16 protein-coding genes are annotated in these 17,117 nt (G+C 37.4%); 5 read left to right on the top strand and 11 right to left on the bottom strand.

Features of this window, described 5'->3' with window-relative positions; genetic code table 11:
• Positions 1 to 52 precede the first annotated feature (52 nt).
• Positions 53 to 373 carry a YkgJ family cysteine cluster protein gene (locus tag VXS03_RS08375; protein WP_327763177.1) on the bottom strand — a complete coding sequence of 107 codons (321 nt, stop codon included), beginning with the start codon at positions 371 to 373 and terminating at the stop codon, positions 53 to 55.
• 239 nt (positions 374 to 612) lie between these two features.
• On the opposite strand from VXS03_RS08375, the gene VXS03_RS08370 reads away from it, so the two are divergent.
• Positions 613 to 1,260 (top strand): MarC family protein, encoded by a 648-nt coding sequence (locus tag VXS03_RS08370; protein WP_327763176.1) that lies wholly within the window; start codon positions 613 to 615, stop codon positions 1,258 to 1,260.
• A gap of 211 nt (positions 1,261 to 1,471) precedes the next feature.
• A complete protein-coding gene (locus VXS03_RS08365) occupies positions 1,472 to 3,076 on the top strand; it encodes an ABC-F family ATPase (RefSeq protein WP_327763175.1) in 1,605 nt (534 codons plus the stop codon).
• 145 nt (positions 3,077 to 3,221) lie between these two features.
• Here VXS03_RS08365 and VXS03_RS08360 read toward each other — a convergent pair whose 3' ends face one another.
• Positions 3,222 to 4,196, bottom strand: a complete 975-nt coding sequence (locus VXS03_RS08360) for a Gfo/Idh/MocA family protein (RefSeq protein ID WP_327763174.1) — start codon at positions 4,194 to 4,196, stop codon at positions 3,222 to 3,224.
• Positions 4,197 to 4,344: 148 nt separating this feature from the next.
• Here VXS03_RS08360 and VXS03_RS08355 point away from each other — a divergent pair, with 148 nt between their 5' ends.
• On the top strand, positions 4,345 to 4,845 hold the full coding sequence (locus VXS03_RS08355) for a peptidylprolyl isomerase (RefSeq protein ID WP_327763173.1): 501 nt from the start codon (positions 4,345 to 4,347) through the stop codon (positions 4,843 to 4,845).
• An 88-nt stretch (positions 4,846 to 4,933) separates the two neighbouring features.
• Here VXS03_RS08355 and VXS03_RS08350 read toward each other — a convergent pair whose 3' ends face one another.
• The 5 genes from VXS03_RS08350 to VXS03_RS08330 form a co-directional block, all read right to left on the bottom strand.
• Positions 4,934 to 5,302 (bottom strand): DUF3703 domain-containing protein, encoded by a 369-nt coding sequence (locus VXS03_RS08350; RefSeq protein ID WP_327763172.1) that lies wholly within the window; start codon positions 5,300 to 5,302, stop codon positions 4,934 to 4,936.
• A 53-nt stretch (positions 5,303 to 5,355) separates the two neighbouring features.
• Positions 5,356 to 5,679 carry a YbjQ family protein gene (locus tag VXS03_RS08345; protein ID WP_327763171.1) on the bottom strand — a complete coding sequence of 108 codons (324 nt, stop codon included), beginning with the start codon at positions 5,677 to 5,679 and terminating at the stop codon, positions 5,356 to 5,358.
• 96 nt (positions 5,680 to 5,775) lie between these two features.
• Positions 5,776 to 6,057 (bottom strand): hypothetical protein, encoded by a 282-nt coding sequence (locus tag VXS03_RS08340; protein ID WP_327763170.1) that lies wholly within the window; start codon positions 6,055 to 6,057, stop codon positions 5,776 to 5,778.
• 135 nt (positions 6,058 to 6,192) lie between these two features.
• Complete coding sequence (locus VXS03_RS08335) at positions 6,193 to 6,513, bottom strand: hypothetical protein (protein ID WP_327763168.1); 321 nt, start codon at positions 6,511 to 6,513, stop codon at positions 6,193 to 6,195.
• A gap of 261 nt (positions 6,514 to 6,774) precedes the next feature.
• A complete protein-coding gene (locus VXS03_RS08330; RefSeq protein WP_327763167.1) occupies positions 6,775 to 7,674 on the bottom strand; it encodes a DMT family transporter in 900 nt (299 codons plus the stop codon).
• Between the two features lie 221 nt (positions 7,675 to 7,895).
• Between VXS03_RS08330 and VXS03_RS08325 the strand changes: the two genes are divergently transcribed.
• Both VXS03_RS08325 and VXS03_RS08320 read left to right on the top strand, forming a co-directional pair.
• Complete coding sequence (locus tag VXS03_RS08325; RefSeq protein ID WP_327763166.1) at positions 7,896 to 9,362, top strand: C69 family dipeptidase; 1,467 nt, start codon at positions 7,896 to 7,898, stop codon at positions 9,360 to 9,362.
• 216 nt (positions 9,363 to 9,578) lie between these two features.
• On the top strand, positions 9,579 to 10,712 hold the full coding sequence (locus VXS03_RS08320; RefSeq protein ID WP_327763164.1) for a ribosomal protein uL16 3-hydroxylase: 1,134 nt from the start codon (positions 9,579 to 9,581) through the stop codon (positions 10,710 to 10,712).
• 74 nt (positions 10,713 to 10,786) lie between these two features.
• Here the strand turns inward: VXS03_RS08320 and VXS03_RS08315 are convergent, their stop codons facing one another.
• The 4 genes from VXS03_RS08315 to tssM form a co-directional block, all read right to left on the bottom strand.
• Entirely contained in the window at positions 10,787 to 11,461 is a 675-nt protein-coding gene (locus tag VXS03_RS08315) for a DUF3313 domain-containing protein (protein WP_327763162.1), read from the bottom strand.
• Between the two features lie 96 nt (positions 11,462 to 11,557).
• Positions 11,558 to 11,989: a thiol-disulfide oxidoreductase DCC family protein gene (locus VXS03_RS08310; RefSeq protein ID WP_327763161.1), complete on the bottom strand. Its 432-nt coding sequence runs from the start codon at positions 11,987 to 11,989 to the stop codon at positions 11,558 to 11,560.
• A 100-nt stretch (positions 11,990 to 12,089) separates the two neighbouring features.
• On the bottom strand, positions 12,090 to 13,202 hold the full coding sequence (locus VXS03_RS08305) for an NADH:flavin oxidoreductase (protein ID WP_327763160.1): 1,113 nt from the start codon (positions 13,200 to 13,202) through the stop codon (positions 12,090 to 12,092).
• A 369-nt stretch (positions 13,203 to 13,571) separates the two neighbouring features.
• Complete coding sequence (gene tssM, locus VXS03_RS08300) at positions 13,572 to 17,114, bottom strand: type VI secretion system membrane subunit TssM (protein WP_327763159.1); 3,543 nt, start codon at positions 17,112 to 17,114, stop codon at positions 13,572 to 13,574.
• Positions 17,115 to 17,117: the final 3 nt, after the last annotated feature.

The raw sequence follows: 17,117 nt of genomic DNA, 5'->3' as shown, positions 1-17,117 counted from the left end.
AATATACCTTGGTTATTGTTTGTAACATTAGTTAAATAGCGATCAACTTATTTTAATCTTGTTGTGGTGTTCGTGGTGGCATTGTTGCTCGTTCTATACTGCACTCATACGAGCCCATTTCAAACTCACGGCAAATCCACGGTCGATTTTCATAAATAGTACAAAGCAAAGTATCGCGATCGACAGCGGCACACCAGCCATCATCAAGGCGTAGCATTACTTCACCGCCCCACTCATCAATATCAATGTATTCTTCAGGTACACCTGTGTCTGTAATGATCATTACTTCCAAACGGCAACAGCATGCTTGGCAAGTACTGCAAGTCATGGTTGGATCCGGTTCAATGCTTATATTGGTTATATCTATGGTCATATTTATCATCGCCATGTTTTCTTGCGCGCATAGTAACGCAAACCTCTATTAAAAACACGGACATCATAGTAATGACTTATACCGCGATTAACCTAAGATGTAATTTATAAATAACGGTTATTCCTATTTTAGCGATTACTTTTATATTATTCACTTCCTATATAGATTTACGTTCATATCCTAAAAATCCATGCTATTGTAATAAAATCAATAACAAAATTTTAACCTAAAGGATGGTTATGCACGATATTACTACAATGACAGTCACGGTATTTATGGGGTTCTTTGCCATGATGAATCCCATTGCCAATACCGCTGTTTTTGTCGGCATGACAGGAAGTCAAACGCCAGAGCAACGTAAAAAGACCGCCTACAAAGCCCTTACCGCCGCTTTTTTTATCATCGCCACCTTTTGTCTTTTAGGTAAAGGGATCTTTGAATTATTCAGTATTACCCTACCAGCTCTACGATTATCCGGCGGTATTTTAGTCTTTTTAGTCGGCTATCACATGTTACAAGGTGATAGTTCAAAAATGCATTCGGAATCTAAAACTGATGATGCTAACGATGAAAAAGACATTTCTATTTCGCCACTGGCATTACCGATTCTTGCAGGCCCAGGTACTATTGCGACAGCGATGAATTACTCAGCATCAGGTTCATTTCTACATACGATTATTACAATTGTAGCTTTTGCGACCTTATGTTTAATCACCCTCGTATGCTTTCTTTATGGTCCGAAACTGGTTGATAAAGTCGGTGAGGCGGGGATCACAATTACCACGCGTCTAATGGGATTAATTTTAACGGTTATCGGTATGCAAATGTTAATTCAAGGCGTACATGATGCTTTCTTGTTGTTTGATACTGCTAACTTAGCGAAATAATCCACTTAAATTCATCGCCCTTCCTCTTGATAACAGCCTTAGTCTTTCTTTTTACAAGGCTGTTATCTTACATTGGTTACATTTTCGCCCTCGACATTTACAAACAAACTTCTGTATAATGCGCCCCCTTACACATCATCTCTGTTTTCGTGCGTCTTCTTTTGGCTGTTACTGCCAAAAAATCATCGAATAAAACTGCTAGGAATACCTCTTGATATCTACCGCAAACATTACAATGCAATTTGGTGCTGAACCATTATTTGAAAATATTTCAGCTAAATTTGGTAACGGTAACCGCTATGGCCTTATCGGTGCTAATGGTTGCGGCAAATCAACCTTTATGAAAATTCTTAGCGGTGCGCTTACACCAAGTGCGGGCAACGTGTCTATCTCTCAAGGACAACGTTTAGGTACCCTAAGCCAAGACCAGTTTGCATTTGAGCAATACACGGTTGTGGACGCGGTTATCATGGGTGATGCTGCATTATGGAAAGTAAAACAAGAACGTGACCGTATTTATTCTCTGCCAGAAATGACAGAAGAAGACGGCATGGCTGTGGCTGAACTTGAAAGCGAATTTGCTGAAATGGATGGCTATACGGCAGAAAGTCGGGCCGGACAGTTACTTATTGATGCGGGTATTGATGAAGAACTGCATTACGGTTTAATGTCACAAGTAGCACCAGGTTGGAAATTGCGGGTGTTATTAGCACAGGCATTGTTCTCAAACCCTGATATTTTGCTACTTGACGAACCAACAAACAACTTGGACATTCACACTATTAACTGGCTTGCTGGCGAGTTAAACCAGCGTAAATGTACCATGATCATTATTTCTCACGACCGTCACTTCCTAAACTCTGTGTGTACTCACATGGCGGATATCGACTACGGTGAGCTACGTATTTACCCAGGTAACTACGAGAAATTCATTGAAGCATCAACGCTAATTCAAGAGCAACTATTATCTGAAAATGCGAAGAAAAGTGCTGAAATCAATGAGCTACAAGATTTCGTAAACCGTTTTGGTGCCAATGCGTCAAAAGCAAAACAAGCAAGCTCTCGCGCTAAGAAAATGGATAAAATCAAGCTTGATGAAGTGAAGTCTTCAAGCCGCTTAAAGCCATCATTACAGTTCAAGCCGGGTAAAGCACTTTACCGTCAGGCGTTGATTTTAGAAGAACTGGCTCATGGCTTTGATGGCGAAACCTTATTTGAAGGTGGCGACTTAATCCTAGATGCGGGCTCTAAATTAGCTATCATCGGTGAAAACGGCGTTGGTAAAACAACCATGCTACGTTGTTTAGTCAATGAACTAAAACACAACCATGGTGTTATCAAGTGGTCTGAAAACGCATCAATCGGCTACTGCCCTCAAGATAGCTCAGCAGACTTTAACAATGATTTGGGTATCTTTGATTGGATTTCACAATGGCGTACAAAAGATCATGATGATCTAGCTGTACGTAGCATTCTGGGTCGCTTACTGTTCACTGCTGATGATATCAACAAGAAAGTAAGAAACTGTTCTGGTGGTGAGAAAAACCGTTTATTATTTGGTAAGCTAATGATGCTAAATATTAACGTTCTGGTTATGGATGAACCAACAAACCACATGGATATGGAAGCAATTGAAGCGCTAAATAATGCCTTAAAAGTGTACGAAGGTACGTTAATCTTTGTTAGCCATGACCGTGAATTCGTCTCATCGCTAGCAACACGTATTATTGATATTCGCGATAAAAAAGTGGTTAACTTCCACGGTACATTTGACGAATACATGTCAAACCTTGCTCTTGAAGAAAAAGTCGCTTAATAACGCTACTCAGCAAGTTATGCCATTGGTATAACTTGCTGTATTTCTTTTACTGCTTTTGTTACTTTTACTTTAATAATACTTAATGTAGTTACACACTGCGCATAAAGTGACAACGTCACTCATTGAAGTACACCCTATCATATTAACTTGCTACTATCTGTGACATTACCCATCCAGTATGAGCTGCAGTTACCCCTGTCGATGGATGTGGCTTACCTTCTAGCAACTGTTTACGCATATTATCCACATGATACAACTGAATATTAGTGGGATTTTCAATTACGATCTGCTGTTGTTTATCAGCGGTGATCACTTCTATTGGCGCTTCATCAAATACTGAAAAGTGTATTTCACCTTGGCTACCATATATCACCACTTTATCTTGGCGCGAATAACCACCAAAATTCCAACTACCACTGCCTGTCACCCCATTGGTATGTAACCAGCATGCACTCACAGCATCTAAAGCGCTATATAAGTGTTGTTGATTTATACCTACACCTTTTACTGTTGCAAAATCACCTAATAAATACGCAAACAAATCTAATCCGTGGCTCGCAAGATCATCAAAATATCCACCAGCAGCAATCATTTTATCGGTGCGCCAATTGTATTGTTGTGAAAGATCCATTGGATTTGCGGGTTTATTCAAATGCCAACTGATATGACGTATATCGCCAATATCACCATTTTCAAGCAACTGTTTTACATGATTAAAACGCGGTAAAGAACGACGATAATACGCAACAAACAAAGGTGTTTGTGCCATTTCAAACGCATCAACAATAGCTTGGCAATCGGCATAACTGGGAGCAAGAGGTTTTTCAACACAACAAATCTTTCCCGCTTGTGCAACTTTTAATGCTAGCGCCTTATGGCTATCAGGCGGGGTTGCGATATAAACCGCATCAATCGAAGGATCATTAATTAACGCATCGGCATCAGCATAAACCGCTGCAATGTTATGTCGAGCCGCATAATCTTGAGCTAAGGCTTGGTCGCGACGTGTAACTGCCGCTAAAGTGAAATTTTCCACTTTATGGTAAGCAGGACCACTTTTAACTTCGGTTACTGCTCCACAACCAATCATGCCCCAGTGGATCATGTTCGTGTTCATTATCTGAGTCCTTTTGATTTTATTAATAACGCTTATCTATTAAAAATAGTGTATTACAACGATAACCAGCACATATGATCTGTGTTAACTACAGTTTATGATATAAATTACGTATACTGCGAGCAACCACCTTAACTAGATAATCCTCATGACAAGCATTACTTTGATCACCAATGTCGGCAATATCGATATCAACCTTAATAAACAAAAAGCCCCTGTTACTGTACGTAACTTTATTCAATATTGCCGTGATGGCTTTTATAACGACACAATTTTTCACCGTGTTATTAATGGCTTTATGATTCAAGGTGGTGGTCATACTGCTGATTTAATCGAAAAGCCAACTCGTGATCCCATTGTAAATGAAGCAAATCGTGGCCTTAAAAACACGTTAGGCACCATTGCAATGGCCCGTACTGATGCGCCGCACTCAGCAACCGCACAATTTTTTATCAATCTCGCGGATAACGATTGTCTTGATTACACAGCAACAACTAATAATGGCTGGGGATATACGGTTTTTGGTGATGTGACAGCCGGAATGGATGTGGTCAATCATATCGCGCAAGTAAAAACCACAACAATAGAAGATTATGAAGATGTTCCATGTGAGGCTATCGTTATTAATCAAGTAGTTATTAATGAATAATGAGTGACTTTATGTCTGATTAACTGATTGTAATAATAGATAGGGAGCGTGTGAATGATTATCACCGCTCCAGTTACAATCTAATCAATTATTTTTTATAACGTTTTGTTTTAACAATAATTTCGGCATGTTCTGCAGATATTGGCATCACTTTTAACGCATGTACATTACTACCGCCGGTATTTCCTATTGGTACACCATCAATAGCAGTTAAGAAAGCAGCACCAATAATACGAATAAGCTGACCATTAATTTCTTTAATATCACGCTGCTTCAATGCCCACCGTAACATTAAAAAATGCACCTTAACATGCCAATACGTCGATTCTTGTCCAAGCACATGCGCATTTTCTAAATGTCTAAATTCCGCTGCTGTATCGCCTTTTTTCTGGGCTCGATACGAGCGCATTATTTCTCGCTTAATATAGGGTGCTATATTATGACTAAAATTACTCATTGTCCCTCCGAGTCATTATTCATCCTTAAATAATTAGCCTGCGATGGTTGTTTTTATTGACGTGGTTGCAGTGTCACTGCGGTGCCAAATGCTAATAGTTCACATGAGCCATCCATGATAGCACTGGTGGTAAAGCGAACACCAACAACAGCATCAGCGCCTAAAGCTACTGCATCCTCCTCTAACCGTGTCATTGCTTGGCTGCGAGCCTCATTAAACATCTCGGTATACCCTTTTAGCTCACCACCAATAATCGTTTTTAAACCCGCCATAATGTCACGGCCGATATGCTTTGATTGCACAATATTACCGGTGACTAAACCCAGTATAGCGACAATCTCATGCCCTGGGACAGTTTCAGTTGTCGAAAAAATCATTTTGTGAAACTCCTCTTAAATCACGAATGCAACCGTTATTGATAAAATAAATAATCATGCTCAATCGCTATCTATGTTCTAGTTATGAGTATAATATTATTTCTTGTTAATCATCGTCTTATAACCACTGATAAGCAAATTAATCATAGTAGTAATAAAATTAGAGTTATTGTATTCTTCCATTACATAAATAAAATTAGACTTATAATGCGCAACCGCTTCTGCGTTAGTGTCAGCCAAAATCACATCATCTTCCACCTCAAATCCTGCGGCCAACAATTGCTCTTTCTGCGTAATAAATTGTTTATCTGCCATATCTAAATAAGTGAACTTCTCACGATTTGAATGCGGTAAACAAAAAAACTGATATTTAGCCATCACATATTCACTGCCATCATTAGTTATTCATTAATAGCATATTATCATCACCAACAACGTCTTTTTAATCACACTATTTTGATTAATCTCACAAAAAATAATAACGTTATAAACTCAATAATTAATAGCACCTTTTTATAAATCGCTACAACTGCAGGTCACCGCTGGAAAATACGTCATTTTATTTTTACTAAATAGTGCTATTGCCGTTTTTATTATAGCTAAAATATCTTTTTCATTATTAATTAATGGTTGCTCATAAATCCAACCACCACACCCATAACCCACAAGTGGCAAGCTTTTGCTGTCTATCGATTGATCTTCAGCAATTTCGACAATAACAGTGGTAGAGGTTGAAGATAAGCACCATGAATAACCTTGTACTTTCCCATAACCAGTTATTTTTGAATCAATATTAATCTCACCGCTATAATTTTCATTGTTTATTTTAATCATTATATTGACCTACTTTTATTATTAATAAAGGCTTAAAACGTATCATATTAACTATCGTAAGAAGCTTTAAATATAAAGAACAAAAAAACATATCATAATCCTTAACGACTTGTTATATATAAACAATATTTACATATAAGTTTTCATGTCATAGCTTGAAGATTATTAAACAATGCTATAAATATACTAACGGATAATAATTACACCTGCGATATCTAATAATGATCAATTAAATATCACAGGTTTTTAAACAACTATAAACTAAGCCGTCGTTGCTTTATTCGCACGCAGACTACCAATAACATTCACTAATGCACCTATGACTATCATCGTTCCTCCTGCTAACGTCCATGCTGACGGCACTTCACTAAAGACTAACCAACCTAAAATGATCGAGAACACCACTTGAATATAAGAATACGCAGTTGCTTTACTTGCCACTTCTACTTTCATCGCTTTAGTTAAGCCCACTTGACCAAACTGGGTAAAAATACCTACAAATAGCAGTAAGAAAAAGGCTTCTTTGGTTGGCATAACAAAATCATCACCCAGTAATAACACCGATAATGGTAATGCAATCAATGGGAAATAAAGAATAATTACCGAGCTATCTTCCGTGCTACTCAGGCGCTTAACAATAATATAAGACACACCACTTCCAAACGCGCCAAGTAGTGCAATACCAATACTAAATAGTGGCAGTTGTTGAACGTGATCTAATGTGAGTCCAGGCCCTACCATCAGTAATAACCCCATAATTGAACATACAATACAAATAATAGTGCTTATATGGACTTTTTCTTTCAGGAAAAGGATCGCTAATACTGCTGTAAAAACAGGATTGAGGTACTGTAAAATGGTCGCTTCAGCTAACGGTAATGTTGAAACAGCATAATAAACACAAATTAATGACAATGAGCCCGTAACACCGCGGGTTAATAATAACTTGCGATTATTGCCCCTGATATCAATTCGTTTACGTTTAACGTCAACATAACTAATAAGCAGTGATACCACGGCCCGCGCAGCAACAATTTCAAACACTGGAATGCCATAAGTGTGGACTAATTTCACACAACTCGACATCAATGCAAAGGCTAGTGCTGACATCAGCATATATCTCACGCCAATGGGTATTTGATTTAAAGAAAAATTGGGCATAGGGAGCAGTTCATTAACATAAACAATCATTTTATGAAAAAAAACCTCAACCTCGCAAGTGTTATATCATCCATACCTGTTTATGATTTGTATTATTATATTGGTGATTACGGTTGAAAAATGAACTGAAAATTAACAAGATGAGATTGTCATTACTGATATGGTCATTTATGCCAACAAGCATAAAATCAATAGTCATTTTATAAACTTAATAAATTACTATGAAAAAACTACCTTTATTAGCATGTGCAATTGCCAGTTTACTTGGCACTCAAGCAGCAAATGCATGTACGACTCTGCTTGTTGGTGACCAAGCTTCAACCAATGGAGCCTATTACATGGCACGTAATGAAGACTATAAAGCTGTCTGGGCTAAACATTTTGTTCTTCATCCTCATACCATAAACCAAAAAGGTGAATTTCACTCCAATACAGACAGTTTTACTTATCCTTACCCAAAAGTATCTTTCGCTTATACATCAATGCAAGATTGGGATACCCATGATAAAACTATGGGTGAAGTAGGATTAAACTCAGCAGGTGTAGGTATTACCTCAACAGAAAGCCTAACTAACAGAAAAGCAGCACTGGCCGTCGACCCTTATAATGTTAAAAATGGTATTAATGAAGATTCAATCGAAAATGTGATTTTACCTCGTATTCACAGTGCTAAAGAAGGCGTTAAATTACTAGGTAAAATCATTGAAGAGCGAGGAGCATCACAAGGCTTTGGGGTTGGCTTTATTGATAAAACCGGAATTTGGTATTTAGAAACAGGTAGCGGTCATCAATGGATGGCACGAAAAATACCTAAAGATGCTTATTTCATTTCAGGCAACCAATCACGTTTAAAACAATATCTACCGAATAACAGTGATTATCTCGCCTCTCCAACATTAGTTTCTTTTGCTGAACAACATGGTTTGTATGTTGCAAAAGCTAATCAACCTTTTGATTTCCATGATGCTTATGCCACCACTGGCGGCCAAGAAAATATCACCTACAACTACCCTCGCGTATGGATTGCACAACATATTCTAAACCCTGGGCTTAAAACACAAGTTGATAGTAACCAGCCTGATTACCCTGTCTTCTTAACGCCGACACATAAGATCTCACTCCACAAAGTAGAAGAAATTATGCGTAATCATTATCAAGGCACAGCAATGGATCCGTATGCTAACAAAAATCCATTAGGCCATTATCGTCCAATTTCTGTCTTCCGTTGTGCTGAATCACATATCATTGAAGTACGCCCAAATCTACCGATTGCGATTGGTGAAACTGAATACATTAACTTAGGCATGACAGCGCTTGGGGTTTACATTCCTTTCTATCAAGGAACTACAGAGATTCCCTATGGTTATGATATCGGTACAGATGTCGCGAGTAATGGTTCTATCTTCTGGGATATGCGTAAACTACAAACCTTAGGTATGGCGAATTGGAAACAAAACGAACCTATTATTCGTGCTGCCTATGATAAATACGAAGCGGATACCGCTATTGCTCAGAAAATAATGGAGCAGAAATACCTTAGCCTTTATAAGCAGCATCCAGAACAAGCGACAGCTTTAATTAATAAATTTGAAAAAACTGCCACAGATAATGCATTAAAAGTTACCAATGAATTGTTTACGACACTAACTCAAAAAGCAGATATGGCGTCACACTTCGCAGGGGCATAACCTGAAACGTAACCTAATCTATAGTTTGAAATAGCATTAAGCCTTAGTACTTATTTAACCTTTAAAAGCGTCATTGTTGGCGCTTTTTTGTTACATTCAGCAAGGGCTCATGCTTGATCATAATCTTCCCCACCCGCGCCCCATCAAAAACAAATCATATCCCCACTAACGGATTACGTTATAATCACCATCCAGCTCAACAATAAATAGAATAATATGTACCAATTGACGTTTTCATTTGAAGAATTTCTTGCCGAGTTTTGGCAAAAGAAACCCACCATTATCAAAGGCGGTTTTAAAAACTTTGTCGATCCTATTTCAGCAGATGAACTCGCTGGACTGGCAATGGAAGAAGAAGTTGATTCGCGTTATATCGCTAAATTAGCCGACGCTTGGGATGTGCGTCATGGACCGCTGACTTTTGATGATACACCCGCAGATAATTGGTCATTCATTGTTCAAGCAGCAAACCATTGGCATGAAGGTGCTGCGCAACTGATCACTCCATTTCGTCAGTTACCCGGTTGGTTACTAGACGATCTAATGATCAGCTACTCAACCCCTGGCGGTGGTGTTGGTCCTCATATCGATCAGTATGATGTATTCATTACTCAAGGTTCGGGTAAACGTCATTGGCGTGTTGGCCCTAAAAAAGACGATTACGAAGAAGAATGTCGTCATCCTGCATTACGTCAAATAAAAGGTTTTGAGCCTATTATTGACGATATTTTAGAACCCGGTGATATTTTATATATTCCGCCAGGTTTCCCGCATGATGGCTACGCAATTGAAACATCAATGAGTTTTTCAGTGGGCTTCCGTTCACCAAAGAAACAAGAATTATTAAGCAGTTATGCCGACTTTGTGATTGCGAATGATATTGGTGATGTGCACTATCATAATCCAGCATTACCAGCTCGTGCTAACAACGGTGCTATTTTGGCAGAAGAAGCCAAAGATCTAGAAAACATGATGCGCAGTGTGCTGGATCACCCACAATTATTAAAACAATGGTTAGGTGAGCATCTAACACAAAATCGTCATGAACTTGATGTAATGGCATCTGAGCCGCCATGGCAAAATAACGAGACTTATCAGTTCTTAGAAGACGGTGAAGCATTTAAACGTATTGGTGGTTTACGTGCGTTTTATCATCCAGATCAAGCTTATATTGTCTATATTAATGGCGAGCAATATCAATTACCTCCAGAGTGTGCTGATGCCGCTAAATTATTGTGTGATGAAGAACAAATCACTCATGCACAATTAGGCGAACAACTTAATAATCCAGCATTTTTAGCAATGTTAACCCAGCTAATTAATATTGGTTATTGGTATCCTGTTGAATAAATAACACAAAAAAGGCGATTAGAAATAAGATCTAATCGCCGCTTACGGATTATTTTATTATTGAAGCAATGTGGTTACTGTTTATATTGCGCCAGAGTCAAAGATAATCGCTTTACCCACCAATTGATTGCATCTTTAATATCATCAGAAGAATCAATCATCGTACTCAAGTCTTTATTGCCGCTTTTACGATCAATCGCCGCCATGATTGGCTCACCAGTTGTCGCATCTCTGATCAATATTTCCATTGACGCTGAACCAACATTGGTATGCTCACCTGTAAGCACTTTTGAAATGGTTGAGATCCCCAACCCTACAGGTAATACACTACTTGTGATCGCTAAAATAGGATTAGGTGTTTGCACATTGGTGATCGCAATCGTCACCCGTAATGTTTTGGGTTGTGGCTTTTCCACAACGGTTAGCTTTGTATTTAGAGATTTTAACTGATTGATAAAATAATCTTTTATCATAATAATGTCAGCTTCTGATAAGTGATCACTCTTTTCTTTATCAAGCACGATATACACTTGATCATAAATAATATTATCGTACTGTGCTATTTTACGTTGCAGTGAACGCTGATTAAATATACCCCGTTGTGCCCATACTAAATCAACCCCATCCTTTGGGCCTTGGCGAAAATCTTCAAAGGTTGTAAATGTCTTTGGTTTCACTATTTGGTGATCATTTGCACAACCACCGACACCTAAAATAACGAGCATTAATAACCAAATATTGCTTTTCATTGCTTTACCTTACGTCCATGTAGTTAAATACAGTACTCCATACTATAAATTAATAATCAACACGATGCAAAGGTAATGGCGCTGGTATCAGCTGGTTTATATAAAACGATCACTAATATCGTGACTTGGCAATAAACATTGGTTTGCTTTTCCAAAAAGTACATATCTATTTTGAGCTATTTTTTTATAAATAAAATCACGAATAAAAACAGGTATATATTTCAGTAATCTAACCCAGCGCCACTTGCCACCTAAACGCTTTGTAATTTCAAAAATAGCATTACTGCGCTCAAAAACAACACCGTCAGCAATGAGGATCACCGTTTCATCTTCAAGCGCATTGATCTGATATTTTTGCTGTAAATACATACCAACCGCAGATTGAGCAGAACAAAATGAAAATAATTTTTGAGGATCTCTGTTAATGATAAATAACACCGAACGTTCACATAAATGACAAATACCATCAAAAATAACGATATTTTGACGTTTCTCTATGTTTACGAGATCGTGATCACTAATATTCATTTTAGGTTATCTCTTCAGCCAAACGAACCCAATAATACCAGTAAAAAAAAGAGCTAACACATAGGTTAGCTCTTTTTAGTTATTCAACTGAAGTTATTAATTATAAACGGGCTAATTCTGCTTTGCGGGTTTTATTTGTCACACAGAAATTACCACGACGGGTACGACACTTTGAACAACGTTCACATTCAACGTCAGCCTTATAGCCATCTAACCAACGTTTGATTAACTTAGGCTCAGATAATAATGGGCGTGATAATGCGAAAAATTCAATACCTGTATTATTCGCCATCGCTTCAATAGCATCAAACTCACTTAAGCCACCAACAGTAATCACTGGCACATCAACATCTTGGCTGATTACATCACCGTATTGGTGAAAATAACCTTCAGATTCAATTGTGTAGCCGTCATAAGACTCGCCCACCATGGTGTCAGCTTTGCCATGCACATTACCTGAAATAACAATCGCATCCACACCAACCGCAGCTAGTTTTTTACAAATAAGACGTGTCTCAGCAAACGTTAGTCCACCATCAAAGAATTCAGAGGCGGTTAATTTCACCAATATAGGGAAATCATCACCGACTAGCGTTCTAATTTTCGCGTAAATTTCTAATAGAAAGCGCATACGATTATCAAGGCTACCGCCATACTGATCGTCGCGTTGGTTATAATACGGGCTTAAAAACTGGTTAATTAGATAAGTATGTGCCGCATGAATTTCAACACCATCAAAACCCGAATCTTGCGCGCGTTTAGTCGCTAACGCAAAAGCTTCAACAATATAATCAATGTCTGCTTGAGTCATAGTCTGACCTAATGTTTGAGTACCTTTCTCGCACACTGCACTAGGAGCAAAGATCACACGCTCACCAAGGTTATAAGTGGTTTTTGTGCCGCCATAAGCCAGTTGCATCACGATTTTAGAATCGTATTGATGAACAAGATCTGTTAGTTTTTGATATTCTTCGATGAACGAGTCGTTATACATCCCCATCATGCCAGCATTGGGTTTTTCTTCTTCAACAATATTTGCATAACCCGTTACAATCAGTCCCACTTCCCCTTGTGCAAGCTCTTCATAAATAGCATAAAGCTTATCGGTCATATGGCCATCTTCTGTTGCCATATTTTCCCATGTTGCACTACGAACAAAGCGGTTTTTTAATGCCATGTTGCCAATACGGGCTTCTGTAAATAAAGTACTCAAATCACGTCCTCTTAAATATCATGTCGTCTTATTTTCACCAACGCCATAAAAACAAAAAGAACAGCATTATTGAGCTGTTCTTTTTTAAGTATTTTTATCATAAACGCTAAGCTGGCATGAATAATACCGTGACTACATCTAAAAATCTTTAATCTAGATTAAGATAATGTCAGTTGTATCGACTATAACTTCCCGCTCCCTGATAATTTAATATGCTACAACACTCAAATATACCTATTGATCATGATATTAGGCCTAACTAAAAATCATTGTAATATTTTGTCTAAACATAGATAGAAAAAGCTGCACAAGGCAGCTTATTCTTTATAAATGAAACAGTAACTTTAAATAATTACAATAGAAATTTAATTAATAAAGTGTCTTACTCAGCTTAAAATTCCTAAATAAAGACGATGTAAATGGATTAGCATCCTCTTCTGTATTTAGTCGGTAAACAACGTCACCGCCATCAACAGTAAATTTATAATCAACGCTCGTTTCGCTAGCACCTACAACCTGCCCTCGTTCAAGAAGACGGAAAAAAGCCCATGGTCCTTGAATCGTAATAGCTCGCGGTGATAAATTCGCCGATGCTGGTACTAATGATAATTTAGATATCGAAGAATCCCGTAATGTATTGGGCCAAATGAGTTCTACAGGTCGACGAGAACCATGACTATATTCAATATATTGTCCATCAACATTAATAACGCTACGACGTTGGTTAGCACTTAAATTAATAGGTTCAAGTGTAAATTCAACATCCAATATTCCTTTACGATTAAAAAATGCTTGCTGAATCTTTTTCGCATTAGCAAATTGCTTCAGTACATCACTACGTAATAAGGATGACTTATTAGTACTATTCATATCCATTGAGAGCTTGTCATCAATGAATAATTTCAGCTCATTATTATAAAAATTATCCAATGTACCATTAGGTGCAAAGAAAGCTTCAAAATCCTTTAACGAGACATCTTTCGATGTATTATTAAATGGATAGCGAGACATTAACTTTTGTTGATATTCTTTATACACATCACTTTGCCAACGTACTTCAACATACTTAATCGCTTCTTGTTTAACCACATACCAACTTTCTTCTGCGATATCTCTAACTAAATTATCAAGTGGCTTGGGTAAATTAGTTGCTATTTGTTGAAGTGTATAAATAGGATCATTGTCTTTTAATGCAAGCCTATCTTTAGTTGCTTCTAACGCTGCTTTACCCCTATCCGGTGCATCTTGAATCACTTTCATATAATGATAAAGTTGCTGTACTGAGGTCATCACTTCTTGTAAATACGCAGGTTGTTTATCATTGTTATCTAATATTAAGTCTATATCAGTAAACGGGGTTGCGATCATTGATGCTACTTGATATTGCGGTGACGTCATTAACGCCAAACGCGCTTTATCATTTTCAGGTAATGTTGGAAATAACTGCGTATTTATATCAACAGTTTTAATAAAGCGCTCTATTGGCTGCTTATGTCCAACTATATTACTCAAAATAGTTACAGCTTCATTAATGTCTGAAAAATATTTAATTTCAATATTATTTAATGCTAATTGCCATGTATTCACATAATCATCAACATACAAATCACGAATTTTCTGGCGTAATACTTGTTTATCTTCAGCACTAAATTTAGCAACGGTTGACTCACCTAAAACCCAACTATCTACAAGAGCGACATCAGACAAAGACTCAACTTTAGGTAAAAAATAACTATTAAAGCCTTTTTTAGTCAATAACTGTGAAATGTTTAAAGCAGCATCTTCTATGCGCTGACCAAACACGATATCAAACACTGGACCAACCGATTTTTTAATATTTAAAGGAGCGCCAAGTTCTTGCTTTGCTGTATGCTTTAAATTGTCATAAACACGATCAGCTAAGTCTACAGAACTAAGATCTTGTTGAGTTCCTTCAATTAAATTATCGTATGGCTTCATGACTAGAGCAGCATTTCTATTGCCATCATTACGTAGACCTTGAAGATCAGTGTACTCTAATGAATAATTTAAATGAGCAAGCAACTGCTCTTGAGTTTTAGCATCATTAGGAAAAGCATGTTGCCAACCCTTTGAAAAATATTGCCTTACAACATCATCCTGCCGCCCACTACGATCGGTTAGCATTCGAAATACTCGCAATGCTGATAACTCTTGTTGCTCTGAATTAGCATCATTAATATCGACAGCAAGTTGTTTCATTAATGAAGGCAAGAATTTAAATTGTAATAGTCCTAAATAGGTTTCTTCAACTTTTGGTCCAATCTTATGCCCTTGATAGAGACCCATATCAGACACAAACTTCGGTTTATCTTGAAATACACCAAACTCTAGTGTTGCTTGACGAATTGAATTTAATGATGCTAATAACTCTTGTTCTGAACGCATCAACTTAACGTTTGAATATTCATTTTTAAATTGATTAACTTGACTCAGTACTGCATTTTCATGAGCAATATTCTGAGTATAATAACGCTGCCATCCACCTATCAATAATACAGATGCAATACTGCATGCTAATACTGACATCCAGAGTACTTTTGTTTTATGTCTGATAACACGTAAACTGTCAGATGCAATACCCGCTTCTGGATAAATAATTTCATTAAAAAGTTTCTTTACGAAAAAAGTGGTCGAGTTTTTAGAGTGTTGTGCACTATTAATCGTATTTGATAAACCGTAACGACGAGATGCTGCATCAACGAACACATTAGTTGGTACTCCTTGCTGATAAACAGACATAAAGTAAATACCACGAATTAATGCCGGTGTTGAAAATTGATCACTCGCAAAAGCATCTTTTAATAACTGCTTTAATACATCATGTAACCCAGCGACTTGACGAGAAAAGCTGTAAATAGCACTACGCTCTTCAGTATCAACAGCATGACGTAATACAAAGGGTAACGAATCGTTAACACGTTCAATAAACTGAATATAATTTTGATCAAATTCAGTTAGCCAATAATCGAAATCCTTTGCAGTATTAAGAGAAAAAGTAAAACCCATTACTTCTTCACGCTGACTCTGAGTATAATTACGGAAATAGGGCTCAAAACCATGCAACAAATCTAATTTTGTCAGCGTAATATACACAGGCATTCGTGTTGATAATATCTCCATCAACTCACGTAACCGAGCTCGTAATAAATTAGCGTATGCAAGGCGCTCTGCAACAGTTGAACTCGCAAGATGCTCAATATCAAGCGCAATAACAACCCCATTTAATGGTCGCTGGGAACGCGTTTTTTCTAGCCAATTAACAAAGTTAAGCCATAAGCGTCGTTCCATCTCTCCGCTATTATTTTCTTCATTTTGACGTTGCGTCAATAATTCACCATCAGGATCAATCAATACAGCGTCATCACTAATCCACCAATCAAAAGAATATGGATTTTCACTTTTTCGTCCTGATGCACGCATGATACTAGAAAACACAAAATTCTGGCTAGAACGATTAATCAGGCTTGTTTTACCTGCGTTTTCTAACCCTAAGACCAAATACCAAGGCAAACTGTATAGATAATTACGTTTATTTAAATTTTGTTTTAGCTCACCCATAACTTGGTTAAGTTCAATCTGCTGACGCTCTTCTAACCGTTTAATAGGATCTTCAACTAATCTCTCTTCGTGTGCTTTATCTTTATTTATACGTTGTAAACTATGCCATTGCATCAAGCCCCATACCGCAAAACAACACAATGAAAAAATAATACTTAAAACAAGTCGAGATGTAACAGTAACTAAAGGTTGTTGATCTGCAATCTCTAACCAAGGCCCTGCCCACCAAATAGCAATATTAATTAGAATAAATGTCGCTAACATAATTACAGGTAATGATGTTTTAAAATTTGAAACTAGCCTGAAACCGATTGATCTTATTAAATTCCACATTTT

This window comes from Photobacterium sp. S4TG1 (genome assembly GCF_036040035.1).
GTDB lineage: Bacteria > Pseudomonadota > Gammaproteobacteria > Enterobacterales > Vibrionaceae > Photobacterium.
Note: the sequence above shows the minus strand (reverse complement) of the source record. Positions and strands in the feature narration are given on the sequence as shown.